This window comes from Streptomyces sp. NBC_00443 (genome assembly GCF_036014175.1).
Taxonomy (GTDB): Bacteria; Actinomycetota; Actinomycetes; order Streptomycetales; family Streptomycetaceae; genus Streptomyces.
Map to the genome: position 1 here is coordinate 2,951,323 of NZ_CP107917.1, position 16,521 is coordinate 2,967,843.

At 68.2% G+C, this 16,521-nt stretch carries 16 protein-coding genes; all 16 read right to left on the reverse strand.

Translation table 11 applies throughout. The features are described from left to right. Positions 1-82: 82 nt before the first annotated feature. Positions 83-898, reverse strand: a complete 816-nt coding sequence (locus tag OHO27_RS12930; protein ID WP_328423396.1) for a F0F1 ATP synthase subunit delta — start codon at positions 896-898, stop codon at positions 83-85. Then, a complete protein-coding gene (locus tag OHO27_RS12935) occupies positions 895-1,437 on the reverse strand; it encodes a F0F1 ATP synthase subunit B (protein WP_328423398.1) in 543 nt (180 codons plus the stop codon). Before OHO27_RS12935 ends, OHO27_RS12930 begins: the two co-directional genes overlap by 4 nt. A 41-nt stretch (positions 1,438-1,478) precedes the next feature. Continuing rightward, complete coding sequence (gene atpE / locus OHO27_RS12940) at positions 1,479-1,712, reverse strand: ATP synthase F0 subunit C (RefSeq protein ID WP_033275524.1); 234 nt, start codon at positions 1,710-1,712, stop codon at positions 1,479-1,481. Between the two features lie 78 nt (positions 1,713-1,790). Further along, positions 1,791-2,618 carry a F0F1 ATP synthase subunit A gene (atpB, locus tag OHO27_RS12945; RefSeq protein ID WP_328423402.1) on the reverse strand — a complete coding sequence of 276 codons (828 nt, stop codon included), beginning with the start codon at positions 2,616-2,618 and terminating at the stop codon, positions 1,791-1,793. 225 nt (positions 2,619-2,843) lie between these two features. Then, positions 2,844-3,290 carry a hypothetical protein gene (locus OHO27_RS12950; protein WP_328423403.1) on the reverse strand — a complete coding sequence of 149 codons (447 nt, stop codon included), beginning with the start codon at positions 3,288-3,290 and terminating at the stop codon, positions 2,844-2,846. Positions 3,291-3,672: 382 nt separating this feature from the next. Further along, entirely contained in the window at positions 3,673-4,089 is a 417-nt protein-coding gene (locus OHO27_RS12955; protein ID WP_328423404.1) for a hypothetical protein, read from the reverse strand. 340 nt (positions 4,090-4,429) lie between these two features. Further along, complete coding sequence (locus OHO27_RS12960; protein WP_443059539.1) at positions 4,430-5,845, reverse strand: MraY family glycosyltransferase; 1,416 nt, start codon at positions 5,843-5,845, stop codon at positions 4,430-4,432. A gap of 140 nt (positions 5,846-5,985) precedes the next feature. Further along, the gene (gene glyA / locus OHO27_RS12965; RefSeq protein WP_328423406.1) at positions 5,986-7,224 is read right to left on the reverse strand and encodes a serine hydroxymethyltransferase; all 1,239 of its coding nucleotides are present in this window, start codon (positions 7,222-7,224) and stop codon (positions 5,986-5,988) included. A gap of 74 nt (positions 7,225-7,298) precedes the next feature. Continuing rightward, positions 7,299-7,979, reverse strand: a complete 681-nt coding sequence (locus tag OHO27_RS12970) for an arsenate reductase/protein-tyrosine-phosphatase family protein (protein ID WP_328423408.1) — start codon at positions 7,977-7,979, stop codon at positions 7,299-7,301. Then, positions 7,976-8,623: an L-threonylcarbamoyladenylate synthase gene (locus OHO27_RS12975; RefSeq protein WP_328423410.1), complete on the reverse strand. Its 648-nt coding sequence runs from the start codon at positions 8,621-8,623 to the stop codon at positions 7,976-7,978. The genes OHO27_RS12970 and OHO27_RS12975 overlap by 4 nt, the downstream gene beginning before the upstream one ends. Before the next feature lie 61 nt (positions 8,624-8,684). Continuing rightward, positions 8,685-9,524, reverse strand: a complete 840-nt coding sequence (gene prmC, locus OHO27_RS12980) for a peptide chain release factor N(5)-glutamine methyltransferase (protein WP_328430415.1) — start codon at positions 9,522-9,524, stop codon at positions 8,685-8,687. A gap of 89 nt (positions 9,525-9,613) precedes the next feature. After that, a complete protein-coding gene (gene prfA, locus OHO27_RS12985) occupies positions 9,614-10,690 on the reverse strand; it encodes a peptide chain release factor 1 (protein WP_328423412.1) in 1,077 nt (358 codons plus the stop codon). 104 nt (positions 10,691-10,794) lie between these two features. Next, positions 10,795-11,019 carry a 50S ribosomal protein L31 gene (rpmE, locus tag OHO27_RS12990; protein ID WP_328423414.1) on the reverse strand — a complete coding sequence of 75 codons (225 nt, stop codon included), beginning with the start codon at positions 11,017-11,019 and terminating at the stop codon, positions 10,795-10,797. A gap of 161 nt (positions 11,020-11,180) precedes the next feature. Continuing rightward, positions 11,181-12,314 (reverse strand): LCP family protein, encoded by a 1,134-nt coding sequence (locus OHO27_RS12995; protein WP_328423416.1) that lies wholly within the window; start codon positions 12,312-12,314, stop codon positions 11,181-11,183. Positions 12,315-12,520: 206 nt separating this feature from the next. Beyond that, positions 12,521-14,332 carry a trypsin-like serine protease gene (locus tag OHO27_RS13000; RefSeq protein ID WP_328430416.1) on the reverse strand — a complete coding sequence of 604 codons (1,812 nt, stop codon included), beginning with the start codon at positions 14,330-14,332 and terminating at the stop codon, positions 12,521-12,523. Between the two features lie 134 nt (positions 14,333-14,466). Then, positions 14,467-16,476, reverse strand: coding sequence for a transcription termination factor Rho (rho, locus tag OHO27_RS13005; protein WP_328423418.1), 2,010 nt, complete (start codon positions 16,474-16,476; stop codon positions 14,467-14,469). Between the last annotated feature and the right edge of the window lie 45 nt (positions 16,477-16,521).

Here is a 16,521-nt window from a genome sequence, read left to right on the forward strand (position 1 = left end):
CCCCCCGTAAAAGAGGTGAATCCTCTGCACGGCCCAACATGGGCCGTCGTAAGTACGTACTGCTCTTGCTATGAAGTTGCTGCTAGCTCGCCAGTCGGCGGCCGGCGTCCTCGATGCGGTCCGCGAGGGAGCCGTTGATGACCTCGTCACCGACCTGCACCCGGATTCCGCCGACGACCTCGGGGTCCACGTCGAGGTTGAGGTGCATCTGGCGGCCGTAGAGCTTCGCGAGGGCGGCGCCCAGGCGCTGCTTCTGCGGGTCGCTCAGCGGCACCGCCGAGGTGACGATGGCCACCATGCGGTCCCGGCGCTCGGCGGCGAGCTTGGACAGGGACTCCAGTCCCGACTCCAGGCTACGTCCACGCGGCGCGGTCACAAGACGCGTCACCAGACGCTCGGTGGTGGCCTTGGCCCGGCCGCCGAGCAGGCTGCGCAGCAGCTCGCCCTTGGCCGACGCCGCGGCGGCGCGGTTGGTCAGCGCGGCGCGCAGCTCGGTGCTCGAGGAGACGATCCGGCCGAACCGGAACAGCTCGTCCTCGACGTCGTCGAGCTTGCCCGTGCGCTGCGCGGCGGTGAGGTCGGCGGTGTCCGCCAGCTCCTCCAGCGCGTCCACCAGGTCGCGGGACTGCGACCAGCGGGAACGCACCATGCCGGCCAGCAGGTCGGTGGCCTCGCCGCCGACCTGGCCGCCGAGCAGGCGCTGAGCCAGCTCGGCCTTGGCCTCGCCGGCCTGCGCCGGGTCGGTGAGGACCCGACGCAGCGACACCTCGCGGTCGAGCAGCGTGGTGACGGCGGCCAGCTCGTCGGCGAGCTTGGCCGCGTCGACGGACGTGTTGTCCGTCAGCGCGTCGAGACGCTCACGTGCGGCTGCCAGGGCCTCGCGGCTCGCTCCGTTCATCGCGCGGCCTCGGCCTTCTCCTCGAGGTCCTCGAGGAAGCGGTCGATGACACGGCTCTGCCGGGCGTGGTCCTCGAGGGACTCGCCGACGAGCTTGCCTGCCAGTTCGGTGGCGAGCTTGCCGACGTCCTGGCGCAGCGCGGAGGACGCAGCCTTGCGGTCGGCCTCGATCTGGGTGTGACCGGCGGCGACGATCTCCTCACGCTGCCGCTGGCCTTCCGCGCGCATCTCGGCGATGAGCGTGGCGCCCTGCTCCTGCGCCTCCTGGCGCAGACGCGCGGCCTCGTGCCGGGCCTCGGCGAGCTGGGCCTTGTACTGCTCCAGCACGCTCTGGGCCTCGGTCTGGGCGGCTTCCGCCTTCTCGATACCGCCCTCGATGGCCTCGCGACGCTCTTCCAGAACCTTGTTGATGTTCGGGAGGAGCTTCTTGGCGAGGAAGCCGAAGACGATGACGAAGGCGATCAGGCCGATGACAAGCTCAGGGATCGGCGGGACGAGAGGGTTCTCCCCCTCGCTTGCCGCGATGAGCAGCGGGCTCATGTGTATGGCCTTTCGTCTAGTCGGCTAGTCCGGCGGGCGGTTTAGTTGTAGCCGTAGACGAAGGGCATAACCAGACCGATCAGGGCGAGCGCCTCACAGAAGGCGAAGCCGAGGATCTGGTTGGCACGGATCAGGCCGGCGGCCTCGGGCTGACGGGCCAGGGCCTGGGTGCCGTTACCGAAGATGATGCCGACGCCGACGCCGGGGCCGATGGCAGCAAGGCCATATCCGATGGAGCCGAGCGAGCCGGTGACAGCGGCAAGGGTCTGGGACATGCCAGTTCTTCCTTTTCCTTTACGGACCGGTGGGGGTTGGCCACCGGACGACTTGTGGAGGTCCTGAGGGGCGGTGGCTCAGTGGTGCTCGGCCAGCGCGCCCTGGATGTAGGTGCACGTCAGCAGGACGAACACGTACGCCTGAAGAGCCTGAATGAACAGCTCGAAGGCCGTCATCACGATGACCATCACGAACGAGACACCCGCATAGGCGATACCGAAGCCGTTCAGCATGTACCAGCTGGCGATCGTAAAGAGCAGCAGCAGGGTGTGACCGGCGAACATGTTCGCGAAGAGTCGCACGGCGTGGGTGAACGGGCGGATCAGCAGGTTCGAGAAGAGCTCGATCGCCATCGACAGCGGCAGCACCGGGCCGAGCGACTTGTCGTAGCCGGTGACGTTCTTCCAGAAGCCGACGAAGCCGTGCCGCTTGAAGGTCAGGGAGACCCACAGGATGTAGACGATCAGCGCCAGGACCAGCGGGTAGGAGATGATCGAGGTGACCGGGAACTGGGCGATCGGGATGATCGACCAGAGGTTCAGCATCCAGACAAAGAAGAACAGCGAGACGACGAGTGGTACGTACTTCTCGCCTTCCTTCTTGCCGATGGTCTCGTAGACGACACCGCGCCGGATGAAGTCGTAGCCCGCCTCGGCCACCATCTGGAGCTTGCCGGGCACGACCTGCGGCCTGCGGAAGGCGGCCCAGAAGAATCCGACGATGATGATCGAGCCGAGTAGCGCCAGCAGCATCGTCTTGTTGAAGTACAGGTTGCTGTCCCCGTCACCCATCAAGGGCTGGAACAGGAACGAGTGCAGGCCCGGGGACACTTCGGCGAAGCCACACCCGTCGAACAGGTGGCAGCTGGTGTCGAAGGCGAGCACCTGCGTCGGGTCAGCACTCACCGCGGGCTCCTTCAGCGTGGCGCATAGGTACGGCAACCTCGTTGTGTCGGCGCGGCGCGCAGCCGCGGTTCGGCACGGGACTGGTGTTACGGATGTGGGGGCGGCTGTGGGGCATCTCGCCTCGCGATTGAGCAGGCGTCAGCTCAGATGCCCGCGCCCGCGATGCCGCAGTTGGCACCGGACGATAGCAGGACTTCTCAAGCGGCTTTATCCCGGCCCTACCTCTCACGACGAGTGCCCCGTCTTTTCGGGCTTGTCACCCTTCGAGGAGACGCCCGAATCGGGTTCGACGTAGAGGATCTTGGCCTTCATGTGGGCACGGGTCTGCAGCGCGATCCACACGAGCGTGGTTGCGAGCAGCGTGATCGCGAAGGCCCGGGGATTGAAGAGCGTGGTGTTCTTGAACGCGGCCATGAAGATGAACAGCAGCAGGATCTGCGCCGTGTACAGCATCAGGCCCATTGCCTGGAACAGATGCGGAAGCGATTTGGCAGTGCGCTGGAGAACGTAGTGACCGAGCCCCATGAACAGGATCACGACAAGTGTCGCGACAACCGCCCCGATCGCCCCCTTACCACCGGCAACCACCCCACTGACGACGGCGGCAACAGCACCGGCGGCGGCTGTGGGTACGGCGGCCTGGAGCAGGATCCGGGCGTCATTGGACGGCATGGCGGCAACTCCGCTTTCACGGTGGGGGCAGGGTGTCGTCATGGACGAGCGTAGTCCCGGGCTGAGAGAGAACCTCACACCAATGGACCGTCGCACTACGGCCCTTCGGCTCTGTCCGGGGGATTCTCGTGAACCGTATCACAAACTATTTGATGAGGTCTTTACCTGGGGGCGTGCTCAGTGTCACACATGAGAGTGATGGTGCGCGTCTGTGCGGGATCTCGGGCGACTTGTCTGGTATTGGGGTGCTTCACTCCCCCATGACTTGGCAATGCTCTAGTCAGATTCTTACCTTGGCAGGCCGGACGACAAAGCGGCTGGGGTCGTGCGCGGTGCACTCGCGCACGACCCCAGCCGTTCACTCATCCCCAAGGGGCCAGAGTCAGGCCTTCTTCAGGTGACCCTTGACCTTGCCGTCGATGTCCTTGGCCCAGGAGCGGCCCGCCTGGATTCGGAAGCAGGTCCCCTTCTTCACCTTCTTGTCGAAGGTGTAGTAGTCGCCGTACTCCTTCTTGAATTCCTTCCAGCCGGTAAGGGACTTCCAGTCGCTGCCGCACGTGATGAGGCGCACGCCAACGGAGTGGTTGTACTGCTTCTTCGTCAGCGTGTACTGGATCTTGCCGGTCTTGGTCGCCTTGAACTTCTGATCGGACTCCGTCTTCTCCGTCTGCATGGTGTGGACGTGGAACTTGCCCGTCGGCAGCGCCTTGGCCGTGGCAGCCGACACCTCGACCGCCCCAACCCCGAGCATCCCGGCAGTCAGAACGGCCGCGACAGCAGCACCTGCGAGTTTTTGCATACCTACTCCCCGTTTCTTCCGATTGGTCATGGCGAGGAAGCATGCCTGTCATGCGCACGCCATCCCGCCTCGGACGTCGGATTTTGTAACACGCACAGGCGAACCACCTCAACGCATCACCGATCGAGAAAGCGGTTACAGATGCAGACATCGAGCCGAAACGCGCGCCATTCCCCCCTTGCAGGAGGAGCGGTCCGAGCCCACCAGGCTTTGACCACTGCCCCATAGATGCCGATATGCCCATCCATGGGAATCGATCTTGAGCGCCCCCTTCCGGTTTCGAACGTATGTTTTAGCCATCTTGGCGACGTCCTAGCTGGATCACCACGGTCGGCATGCCTCAAGTGCACAGCAAGAAGCGCGGCCGCCACTGTGTTCGTAGCGACCGCGCTCCAGGACTGAGCAGGTCACGTGCGGGTGGTGTCGACCTTCCGCCGGTCCAGGTGGCGAGAACGGCCGCCGATCGCGGTCGCCCCGTTGACGCGTGAGACGCCGGCGGCGACCGGAGTGCGCGGCTCCTGCCCGGACCCCGCCGACTCCCCGCGCCGCCGGACTGCGGTGTGGTGGCCGCCGGCTCTGCGACGGGGCCGCTGCGGCGGTAGCGCGGCGGTACGAAGGCCTCGGCCCAACGCGGAGCGCGCGGTGTGAAGCGGGGGAGCAGCAGCAGGCCCAGGCCGATGGCGCTCAGGAACACCACGCTCAGCACGATCCACATGGACGCCGAGTTCACCGAGTAGGCGAGCGCTCCGAAGGCGATCAGGGCCGACCAGAAGTACATGATCATCACCGCGCGGCTGTGCGAGTGGCCGATCTCCAGCAGGCGGTGGTGCAGGTGCCCCCGGTCCGCGGCGAACGGCGACTGGCCCTTCCAGGTGCGGCGGACGATCGCCAGCACCAGGTCGGCGGCCGGGATCGCGATGATCGTCAGGGGCAGCAGGAGAGGGATGTAGACCGGCACCGTCTGGTGCACGGCCGCCTTCTCGGAGCCGGCGAACAGCTTCAGCGCGTCCGGGTCGACCTGACCGGTGATGGAGATCGCGCCCGCGGCGAGGACGAGGCCGATCAGCATCGAGCCGGAGTCGCCCATGAAGATCCGCGCCGGGTGCATGTTGTGCGGTAGGAAGCCCAGGCACATGCCCATCAGGATCGCCGAGAACAGCGTGGCGGGGGCGGCGGCCTCGATGCCGTACGACACCCAGACGCGGTAGGCGTAGAGGAAGAACGCGGCCGACGCGATGCAGACCATGCCGGCCGCGAGGCCGTCGAGGCCGTCGACGAAGTTGACCGCGTTGATGGTGATCACCACGAGCGCCACCGTCAGCAGGGTGCCCTGCCACTGGGTCAGCGCGACATTGCCGACGGTCGGGATCGGCAGCCACAGGATCGTCAGACCCTGCATGACCATGACGCCGGCGGCGATCATCTGGCCGCCCAGCTTGATCAGGGCGTCGATCTCGAACTTGTCGTCCAGGACGCCGATCAACCAGATGAGCGCCGCTCCGGAGAGCAGCGCCCGCGGCTCGTTGGACTTCTCGAAGACCGTACTGAGGTTGGTCAGGTGGTCCGCGACCAGCAGGCCCGCGCACAGGCCGAAGAACATAGCGATACCGCCGAGCCGCGGAGTGGGCTCCCGGTGCACGTCACGTGCCCGGATCTCCGGCATGGCTCCGGCCACGATCGCGAACTTACGCACCGGCCCTGTCAGCAGATACGTCACCGCGGCCGTGATGCAGAGCGTCAGCAGGTATTCACGCACGGGCTTCCCCACAAGTCTCGCTGGCCATCTCAGCCCCACACCCTAGCGACGTACAGATAGGCGACGCATACGTGTGGGGACTTCCGGGTAGCGACGATGGTTGCACGTGTGGCTGTGTGCGCAGGTGCGTCTACCCCGTCTCAGCCGGGATACGGCAGAAATCTACCGGCCAGCTCCCGCACTTCTTCACGCGCCTTGTGACTTTCGGTCTCCCCTCGCAGCACGCTTGCCAGCAGTGCGGAAAGCCACACCATCTCCGCCTCCCCCATGCCCTGCGTGGTCACGGCCGCCGTGCCGAGGCGCAGGCCGCGTGCGTCGCCGTGCGGCAGGGCGCAGCAGTCCAGCACGATCCCGGCCGCCGCGAGCCGTCCGCGTGCGTCCCGGCCGTCGGCGCCGAGGGGCGCGGGGTCGGCGGTGATGAGGTGCGTGTCGGTGCCGCCGGTGGTGACGACCAGCCCCTCCGCGGCCAGCCCGGCGGCCAGCGTCCTGGCGTTGGCGACCACCTGATGGGCGTACACCGCGAACGCCGGGGTTGCCGCCTCGCCGAACGCGACGGCCTTGGCGGCAATGGTGTGCATCTGGGCGCCGCCCTGTGTGAAGGGAAACACAGCGCGGTCGATCCGCTCGGCGAGGTCCGAGCCGCACAGGATCATGCCGCCGCGCGGACCGCGCAGCACCTTGTGGGTGGTGGCGCACACCACATCGGCGTACGGCACCGGGTTCGGCGCCGCTCCCCCGGCGACGAGCCCCATCGGGTGGGCGGCGTCGGCGATGAGATACGCACCCACCTCGTCCGCGATGTCGCGGAAGAGGGCGTAGTCGATGTGGCGCGGGTAGGCGATGGACCCGCACACGACGGCCTTGGGCCGGTGGTTGCGGGCCAGCGTGCGCACCTGGTCGTAGTCGATGAGCCCGGTCTCGGCGTCCACCCCGTAGCCGACGAAGTCGAACCAGCGGCCGGAGAAGTTGGCGGGCGAGCCGTGTGTGAGGTGTCCGCCGTACGGCAGCCCGAGGGCGAGGACGGTGTCGCCGGGGCGCAGCAGAGCGGCGTACGCGGCGAGGACGGCCGAAGACCCGGAGTGCGACTGGACGTTGGCGTGCTCGGCGCCGAACAGGGCCTGGGCCCGCTCGACGGCGAGACGCTCGGCGATGTCGGCCATCTCGCACCCGCCGTGGTAGCGGGCGCCCGGATACCCCTCCGCGTACTTGTTGGCGAGCGGCGACCCGAGCGCCGCCAGCACGGCCGGCGAAGTGTAGTTCTCGGCGGCGATGAGCTGAAGCGTCGTCGACTGCCGCTCGAGCTCCCCGAGCAGGATCTCGGCGAGCTGCGGGTCCTGCCGGCGCAGGACATCGGCCTCGAGGGTATGGGTGACCGACATGATGGGCTCCGGGCGTGCGTCGACGGTGACGTACGTCCAATGTAGGCCCGGGACGTCACCGCCGCCCGGCATTGTCACGCCCGCGCACGAACCCCCGTCAACGCCGTCACCACCGGATCCAGCGCCTCATGTATCTCGTCCCCCACCGACCGAAAGAACGTCAGCGGCGCCCCGTACGGGTCATACACCTCGTCCGCCTCCGCCGTCGGCGCGAGCAGCCACCCGCGTAGAGCAGCCGCCGCGCGGACCAGGGCACGCGCGCGGAAGACCACGCCCTCCTCCAGCGGAGGGAGGGTCGCCGGGTCTATGGCCTTCACCAGGCGGGTGAACTCCTTGAGGGTGAAGGTGCGCAGGCCCGCAGAATGGCCCATCGAGATGACCTGGGCGCGGTGGTCACGGGTGGCGGTCAGGACCAGGTCGGCGCGGATGACGTGGTCGTCGAGGAGTTCGCGGCCGACGAAGCCGGAGGCGTCCGCGCCGAAGTCGGCGAGGACGGTCTCCGCGTTGGATTCCATGGGCGCGCCCTCGTGGCCCCAGGTGCCCGCGCTCTCCACGATCAGCCCGCCGCCGAGCACACCGAGCCGCTGCGCCACGAAATGACGGGTCAGCCGCTCGGTGATCGGCGAGCGGCACACATTGCCGGTGCTGACGTGGAGGATGCGGAAGCTGTCACGCGGGAGGCCGACGAACGTCGTCGTGATCTCCGCCGCGCTTTCCCCGTTGCCTATGCCACGCCCCGCTTCAGGGGCTGTCAATTGGCCACCTCGAGGTCGGGTACGACCTTCCGCAGCTCTTCCGCGGAGATCGCGCCCGCGCGCAGGAGGAGGGGCACTTCACGCGTCACGTCCACGATCGACGACGGGACGTTGCCGGGGGTCGGGCCGCCGTCCAGGTACACGGACACCGAGTCGCCGAGCATCTCCTGCGCGGCGTCGCAGTCCTCGGGGGCGGGGTGGCCCGTCAGGTTCGCCGAGGACACCGCCATCGGGCCGACCTCCGTCAGCAGTTCGATGGCGATCGGGTGCAGTGGCATGCGCACGGCAACCGTGCCCCGGGTGTCGCCCAGGTCCCACTGCAGCGACGGCTGGTGCTTGGCGACCAGCGTCAGCGCGCCCGGCCAGAAGGCGTCGACCAGCTCCCAGGCCAGCTCGGAGAAGTCCGTGACGAGACCATGGAGCGTGTTCGGGGAGCCGATCAGGACAGGGGTGGGCATGTTGCGGCCCCGGCCCTTGGCGTCCAGCAGATCGCCGACGGCCTCCTTGGCGAACGCGTCCGCGCCGATGCCGTACACCGTGTCGGTCGGGAGGACCACGAGCTCGCCACGGCGGACGGCGGACGCGGCTTCACGCAGACCGGTCGTGCGGTCGGTCGCGTCGTTGGTGTCGTATCGCCGTGCCATATCTAGCGGGCCTCCTCGTACACGAAGTACACGTACTGCGGGGAAAGAGTCTCGGGAGCGGTCACGGCAGCGCCTTGCGGGCGGTCGCGAACCTCGGGCGGTTGTTGAGGTCGGGGTGGTCGGCCGCGTCGGCCCAGCCCCGCTCCTCGGTGAAGATCCACGGCACCTGGCCGCCCTGGGTGTCGGCGTGCTCGATGACGACGACCCCGCCGGGACGGAGGAGACGGTGGGCGGTGCGCTCCAGGCCCCGGATGAGATCGAGGCCGTCCTCCCCTGAGAACAGGGCGAGTTCGGGATCGTAGTCCCGCGCCTCGGGAGCGACGTACTCCCATTCGGTGAGCGGGATGTAGGGCGGGTTGGAGATGACCAGGTCGACCTGGCCGTCGAGGTCGGGGAAGGCGTCCAGGGCGTTGCCCTGACGCAGGTCGACCCTGGACCCCTCGACGTTCTTGCGCGTCCACTGCAGGGCGTCCTCGGACAGCTCCACGGCGTGCACGCGGGAGCGCGGGACCTCCTGGGCGAGGGCGAGCGCGATGGCGCCGGAGCCGGTGCACAGGTCGACGATGCAGGGCTCGACGACGTCCATCGCGCGCACTGCGTCTATGGCCCAGCCGACCACCGACTCGGTCTCGGGGCGGGGCACGAACACCCCGGGCCCGACTTGGAGTTCGAGATACCGGAAGTAGGCCCGCCCGGTGATGTGCTGCAGCGGCTCGCGCTGCTCACGGCGGGCGATGACCTCCCAGTAGCGGGCGTCGAAGTCCGAGTCCTTCACGGAGTGCAGCTCGCCCCGCTTCACGCCGTGCACGAACGCGGCGAGCTCCTCCGCGTCGGTGCGCGGCGAGGGCACGCCGGCGTCGGCCAGCCGCTGGGTGGCCTGTGCCACCTCCGCGAGCAGCACGCTGCGGGGGCTTGAGGGTCGCCCCCCAATGAATTGCTGCACGCAAGTCCTCCGTGTCGTACTCGTACGTGCGTACGTCCCTTACGTCGTTACGCAGCCGCCAGCTTCGCTGCCGAGTCCGCGTCGACGCAGGCCTGGATCACCGCGTCGAGGTCGCCGTCCAGGACCTGGTCCAGGTTGTACGCCTTGAAGCCGACGCGGTGGTCCGAGATGCGATTCTCCGGGAAGTTGTAGGTGCGGATCTTCTCGGAGCGGTCGACGGTGCGGACCTGGCTGCGGCGGGCGTCGGCTGCTTCCTTCTCCGCTTCCTCCTGCGCCGCTGCGAGCAGCCTGGAGCGCAGGATACGCAGTGCCTGCTCCTTGTTCTGCAGCTGGCTCTTCTCGTTCTGGCAGGAGGCGACGACTCCGGTGGGAATGTGCGTGATGCGCACGGCGGAGTCGGTGGTGTTGACGGACTGGCCACCGGGCCCGGAGGACCGGTAGACGTCGATGCGGAGGTCGTTGGGGTTGATCTCGACGTCGACCTCCTCGGCCTCGGGCGTCACGAGCACACCGGCCGCCGACGTGTGGATACGGCCCTGCGACTCGGTCGCCGGCACACGCTGCACGCGGTGCACGCCGCCCTCGTACTTCATCCGGGCCCAGACACCCTGGCCGGGCTCGGTGGCGCCGTTCCCCCCCTTGGTCTTCACAGCGACCTGGACGTCCTTGTAGCCGCCGAGCTCGGACTCGGTCGAGTCGATGATCTCGGTCTTCCAGCCGACGCGCTCGGCGTACCGGAGGTACATGCGCAGCAGGTCGCCCGCGAACAGCGCGGACTCGTCCCCGCCCGCCCCGGCCTTGATCTCCAGAATGACGTCCTTGTCGTCACTCGGGTCACGCGGGACGAGCAGCAGACGCAGCTTCTCGGTGAGCTCCTCGCGCTGCTTGTCCAGCTCCTTGGCCTCGGCCGCGAAGTCCGGGTCGGCGGCGGCGAATTCCTTCGCCGTCTCGATGTCGTCGCCGGTCTGCTTCCAGGAGCGGTACGTGGCGACGATCGGGGTGAGCTCGGCATAGCGCTTGTTCAGCTTGCGCGCGTTCGCCTGGTCCGCGTGGACCGACGGGTCGGCGAGCTTCGTCTCCAGGTCGGCGTGCTCTGTGACGAGCTCCTCGACGGCCTCGAACATCTTTGGCTCCTGTGTAGGTACGACTGTGAAGGGCGGGCGACCAAAAACGCCGGTCCCGGCGCGCCTCGGTAGGGCGCGGCCGTGGACCGGCGAATTGGAGCTCGCTACTTCTTGGAGCCGGCAGGAGCCTTGCCGAAGCGGGCCTCGAAGCGGGCCACACGGCCACCGGTGTCGAGGATCTTCTGCTTACCCGTGTAGAACGGGTGGCACTCGGAGCAGACCTCGGCGCGGATGGTGCCGCTGGAGATCGTGCTGCGGGTGGTGAACGACGCGCCACAGGTGCAGCTGACCTGCGTCTCGACGTACTCGGGGTGGATGTCGCGCTTCAAGGGTGTCTCCTAGTTTCGGGAGGGCGCCGGGTCGCTGCCGCGGGATGCGAGAGCGTGAACCGGAACCGACGTACCAGTCTGCCAGGACTGGGGCCATCCCCCAAAACCGGGGGGAGGTGCGATCTATTCCCTGGACGCCAGGTGTGGGTACCGCGCGCCCCTCAGGGCGTCACCACACTGTTGGCGTCGCCCTTCGCCGTGCCCTTCGTGGCCGACTTCGGGATCGGCTTGTCGTTCTTCAGGGCCGTCCACACCTGCTTGGCCTGGGACTCGGCCACGATCACGCGGTTCGGGTCCGCCGGGTCGTACTGGACCGGCATCGTGACCATGTTCATGCTCTTGGAATCGATGCTCTTGAGGCCGTTGGCGAACGACATCAGGGAATTGACCGAGCCCAGGTCGGAGTCGGTGGTCACCGTCTTGGTGGCGGTGTTGGCCAGGTCGTAGAGCTTCTTCGGGTTGCCGAAGAGGTTGATGTCCTTGACCTGGTTGATCAGTGCCTTGATGAAGGCCTGCTGGAGCTGGATGCGGCCGAGGTCGGAGCCGTCGCCCACGCCGTGCCGGGTGCGGACCAGGCCGAGGGCCTGCTTGCCGGTGAGCTGGTGGGTACCGGCCGTGAGGTTGAGGTGGCTGTCGGGGTCGTTGATGGCCTTGGTGGTGGTGACCTCGACGCCGCCGAGCTTGTCGACCAGCTTCTGGAAGCCGGAGAAGTCGACCTCCAGATAGTGGTCCATGCGGATACCGGAGACGGACTCCACCGTCTTCACCGCGCAGGCCGCACCGCCCGTCGTGTACGCCGAGTTGAACATCACGTCGGAGTCGGCCGGGTACGTCTTGCCGTCCGTGTCGGTGCAGTCGGGCCGGTCGATGAGCGTGTCGCGCGGGATGGAGACGACGCTCGCCTTCTTGTGGCCCTTGTAGATGTGCAGGATCATCGCCGTGTCCGAGCGCGCGCTGCCGTCGTCGGCGCCGCCGCCGAGCTCCTTGTTGTTGCCGGAGCGGGTGTCCGAGCCGAGGACGAGGATGTTCTCCGAGCCGTTGTCGGCCTTCTCCGGCCGGTCGGTGCCGAGGGCCTGGTCGATGTCGACGCTCTTGAGGTTGCCGTTGAGCTTGAAGTACAGGTACCCCGCGCCGGTGCCGCCCAGGACGACGATCCCGGCGGCCGTCCAGGCCATGATCAGCAGGCCCTTGCGCTTGTCGCGCGGCTTGCGGCGGCGGCCCTTGGTGCGGCCACGTGGACCCTCGGTGCCGGTTTCGCCTGGTATGGCAGGCTCCGGCGTGCTCTCGGCGGACACTGTGCTCCTCGGTTCTCGTCCGGTCGGTTACCCCCTGCTTTCAGGGTCAGGCGTGGCCATTTGGCCCGTACCACACCATCGTCACCCCGTCCGGTCAGACGGGGAAACTCGGAGAAGGGTTGCACAACGGACCGTGCCCACCGCCTGCGAGCGGTGGGCACGGTCCGTAGTCGGTGGGGCCGGGCAAACCGGCCTCACCTGCGATTTCAGCCGAAGATGTCGTACTGCTTGTAATCGGTTCCCACGGATCTTGCTGTGGTAAAGATCTCGCTCGTGGCCTTGCCGGAACCCGGGTACAGATAGAGCGTGCCGGAGGAGTTGCGGGCCAGGAAGTCCGCCTTGCCGTCGCCGGTCACGTCACCGACGGCGTCGAAGGCCGTGTAGCTCTCCCAGGTGCGCACCTTGACCCGGCCGGCGAAGGCTCCGGTGCCGGCCTTGCCGGTGCCCTTGAACAGATAGACGTGGCCGCCGGTCTTGCTGCGCGCGATCAGGTCGGTTCTGCCGTCGCCGGTGAAGTCGCCGTGGCCGCGCAGGGAGTTGTACTGGTTCCAGCCGGAGCCGGCCTTCACACGGGCGCCGAAGGTGCCGTTGCCCTTGCCCGGGTAGATCCACAGATAGCCGCCGGAGTCGACCGACAGCAGGTCGGGCAGATAGTCGCCGGTGACGTCGCCCGGGGTGACGATGCGCGTGCGGGTCTTCCAGTTGTCGGCGAGCTGCTTGGTGGCCCAACTGCCGCTGGAGCGCACGAAGTGCGACCAGAACAGGTCGCCGTCGGAGCTGCGCCGGTACACCAGGTCCTGGTAGCCGTCCCGGTCGAGGTCGGTCTGCAGGACGACGTTGACGCCGTCCCAGTTGCCCCAGGACTCGCGCGCCCCGAACGAGGTGCCGGCCGAGTCCTTCGAGTAGCCCGTCCTGCTGGAGGCGTTGCGCACCCAGAGGTCGGCCCGGTGGTCCCCGCTGAGGTTGGTGTCGTCGACGCGCGGGTAGGCGGCACCGACATAGCTCGTCACCTTGGCGAAGACGCTGTACGCGCCCTTGGCGACGCAGTGCTGCACACCCCAGGAGACGACACCGACGATCCGTCCGTTCACGACGAGCGGCCCGCCGGAGTCCCCGTTGCAGGCGGAGGTGGTGCCGCTGTCGCTGCCGCTCGCAGGCTTGCCCGCGCAGACCATGTGGCCCTTGACGAACTCGCCGCCGTAGTAGCCGGCACAGGTGCTGTCGGACTGGATGGGCAGCGTGGCCGTCTTCAGCGTCTGGGAGATGTCCGGGCTGGTGGAGCTGGTACGGCCCCAGCCGTAGACCTTGGCGCTGGTCCCGGCGGCGTACGAGGTGGTGTCGCCGGACGTCGTCATGCGGATCGGCGTCGCCTTGACCGCGTTCGCCAGCGTGATGACGGCCATGTCGTTGTCGATCGTCGTCGAGTTGTACGACGGGTGGTACCACTGCCGGTGCGGCAGCGTGACGGTGCCGCCGTGCAGGTCGCTGTTGCCGGCGGCGTCGGTGGTCGGCAGCTGGGCGGTGCCGGTGATGACGGCGCCGTAGTTGTGCCAGTCGTAGCCCTTGACGCAGTGCGCGGCGGTGAGGATCTTCGTCGGCGCGACGACGGCGCCCCCGCAGAAGAACCCGAGGTCGTCGGCCTCGTCGGCGGTGCCCTGGTCGTCGTGGTACCAGAGCTGGGCCATCCAGGGCGCCGAGGTGATGCCGGTCGTGGTGCCGCCGATGACCATGGGACTCACGGTGGAGTCGTCGGAGGAACCGCTGGTACTCGCGCCGAACGACGACTTCCCGGTCGTCTCCCCCGCGGTGTCGTCACCGGCGACGGCACCCGCGACCCGCCGCTCCAGCTCGGCGAGCGAGGCGGAGCTGGTGGCGGGCTTCACGGTGGGCCTGGGCAGCGCGGTCGCGGCCCCGGCGGACGAGGTCAGCAGCGCGGCGGCGACGGCCGCGGCGACACCGGCGGCGGCGACGGGCAGCCCGAAACGTATCCGGCGTCTGTGACGACCACTGCCGGACATGGTGGTGCTCAAGAAGGTCCCCCCAGAGACACAAGAGTAGGAAGGGGCGTACTGATACGCCCGTCCCTATCAGCGCCAAAGGCCGCTTCCCGTCACTGATTGACGGGAAGCGGCCTTTTCGGGGTCTCCTGTGCTCAGTCGCCGTTGCCGGGGGTCGGCGTCGTCTTCTGAATCTGCATCAGGAACTCGGCGTTCGACTTCGTCTGCTTCATCTTGTCGAGAAGCAGCTCGACCGCCTGCTGCTGGTCGAGTGCGTGCAGCACCCGGCGCAGCTTCCAGACGATGGCAAGCTCGTCGGGGGCGAGCAGGATCTCTTCCTTACGGGTACCGGACGCGTCGACGTCCACCGCCGGGAAGATGCGCTTGTCGGCGAGCTTCCGGTCGAGCTTGAGCTCGGCGTTGCCGGTGCCCTTGAACTCCTCGAAGATCACCTCGTCCATGCGGGACCCGGTGTCCACCAGCGCGGTGGCGAGGATGGTCAGCGAGCCACCGTCCTCGATGTTGCGCGCGGCACCGAAGAAGCGCTTCGGCGGGTACAGCGCGGTCGAGTCGACACCACCGGACAGGATGCGGCCCGAGGCGGGCGCGGCGAGGTTGTACGCACGGCCCAGACGCGTGATGGAGTCGAGCAGCACGACGACGTCGTGACCCAGCTCCACCAGTCGCTTCGCACGCTCGATGGCGAGCTCGGCGACCGTCGTGTGGTCCTCGGCCGGACGGTCGAAGGTCGAGGAGATGACCTCGCCCTTCACCGACCGCTGCATGTCGGTGACCTCTTCCGGACGCTCGTCGACGAGGACGACCATCAGGTGGCACTCGGGGTTGTTGTGCGTGATCGCGTTGGCGATCGCCTGCATGATCATGGTCTTACCGGTCTTCGGCGGGGCCACGATCAGACCGCGCTGGCCCTTACCGATCGGCGACACGAGGTCGATGATGCGGGTGGTCAGCACGCCCGGGTCGGTCTCCAGACGGAGCCGGTCCTGCGGGTACAGCGGGGTGAGCTTGTTGAACTCCGGGCGGCCGCGGCCGTGTTCGGGCGCCATGCCGTTGACGGAGTCCAGGCGGACCAGCGCGTTGAACTTCTCGCGCCGCTCGCCTTCCTTGGGCTGACGGACCGCACCGGTGATGTGGTCGCCCTTGCGCAGGCCGTTCTTGCGGACCTGGGCGAGGGAGACGTACACGTCGTTGGGGCCCGGCAGGTAGCCCGACGTACGGATGAAGGCGTAGTTGTCGAGGATGTCCAGGATGCCCGCGACCGGGATCAGGACGTCGTCTTCGTTGATCTGCGGCTCCGTGGCGATGTCGTCACGGCCGCGACGGCCACGACGGTCGCGGTAACGCCCGCGACGGCCACGGCGGCCACCCTCGAAGTCGTCGTCGTCCTGCTGCTGCTGGCCACGGTCCTGACGACCGCCGCCCTGCTGCTGGTTCTGCTGCTGGCCACGGTCCTGGCGGCCGCCACCCTGCTGGTCGTCGCCCTTGCGGCGGTCACCGCGGTCACCGCGGTCACCGCGGTCGCCACGGTCACGGTCGCGACCGCGCTCACGGCGGTCACGCCGACGGCCCTCGCCTCCCTCACCGGCGTCGCCCTTGGCGTCGCCCTGGGACTGTGCGGGCGTCTCGGCCTTCGGCTCGCTCTTCGCCTCGGCGGCGACCGTCTCGGGGGCGGCCGCGGGGGCACCGGCATCGGCGGTGGCACGACGACGGCGGCGCTCGGCCGGGGCGTCGTCGCTGGCCGGCTGACCGGGAATCTCGATCTGCTGCTGGGCCACGGCCTTCTCGGCGGGGGCCTCAGCCGCCTTCTCCGCCTTCTTCTCGGCGTCTTCGCCGGTACGAGCCTTGGAGGTGGCGCGGCGCTTGGGCTTGGTCTCGGTGGCGGCCTCCGTCTTGGGAGCCGCGGCACCTCCTCCGGCCTGCGCCTCCTTGATGACCTCGATCAGCTGGCTCTTGCGCATGCGCGCCGTGCCCCTGATGCCGAGGCCGGATGCGACCTGCTGAAGCTCGGCCAGCACCATGCCCTCGAGGCCGGTACCGCGGCGCCGCCGGGAGCCGGCACCGCTGGCAGGCGCGGAGGCGTCCGTGGCGGGCGCGGCAGCTGTCTCCTCGACACGTGCGCCCATCAGATCGGTGGTGTCGCTCACGAAGGGTCCTTCCCTGGAGCGGACGTCGGCCTGTCTGGCTCGGCG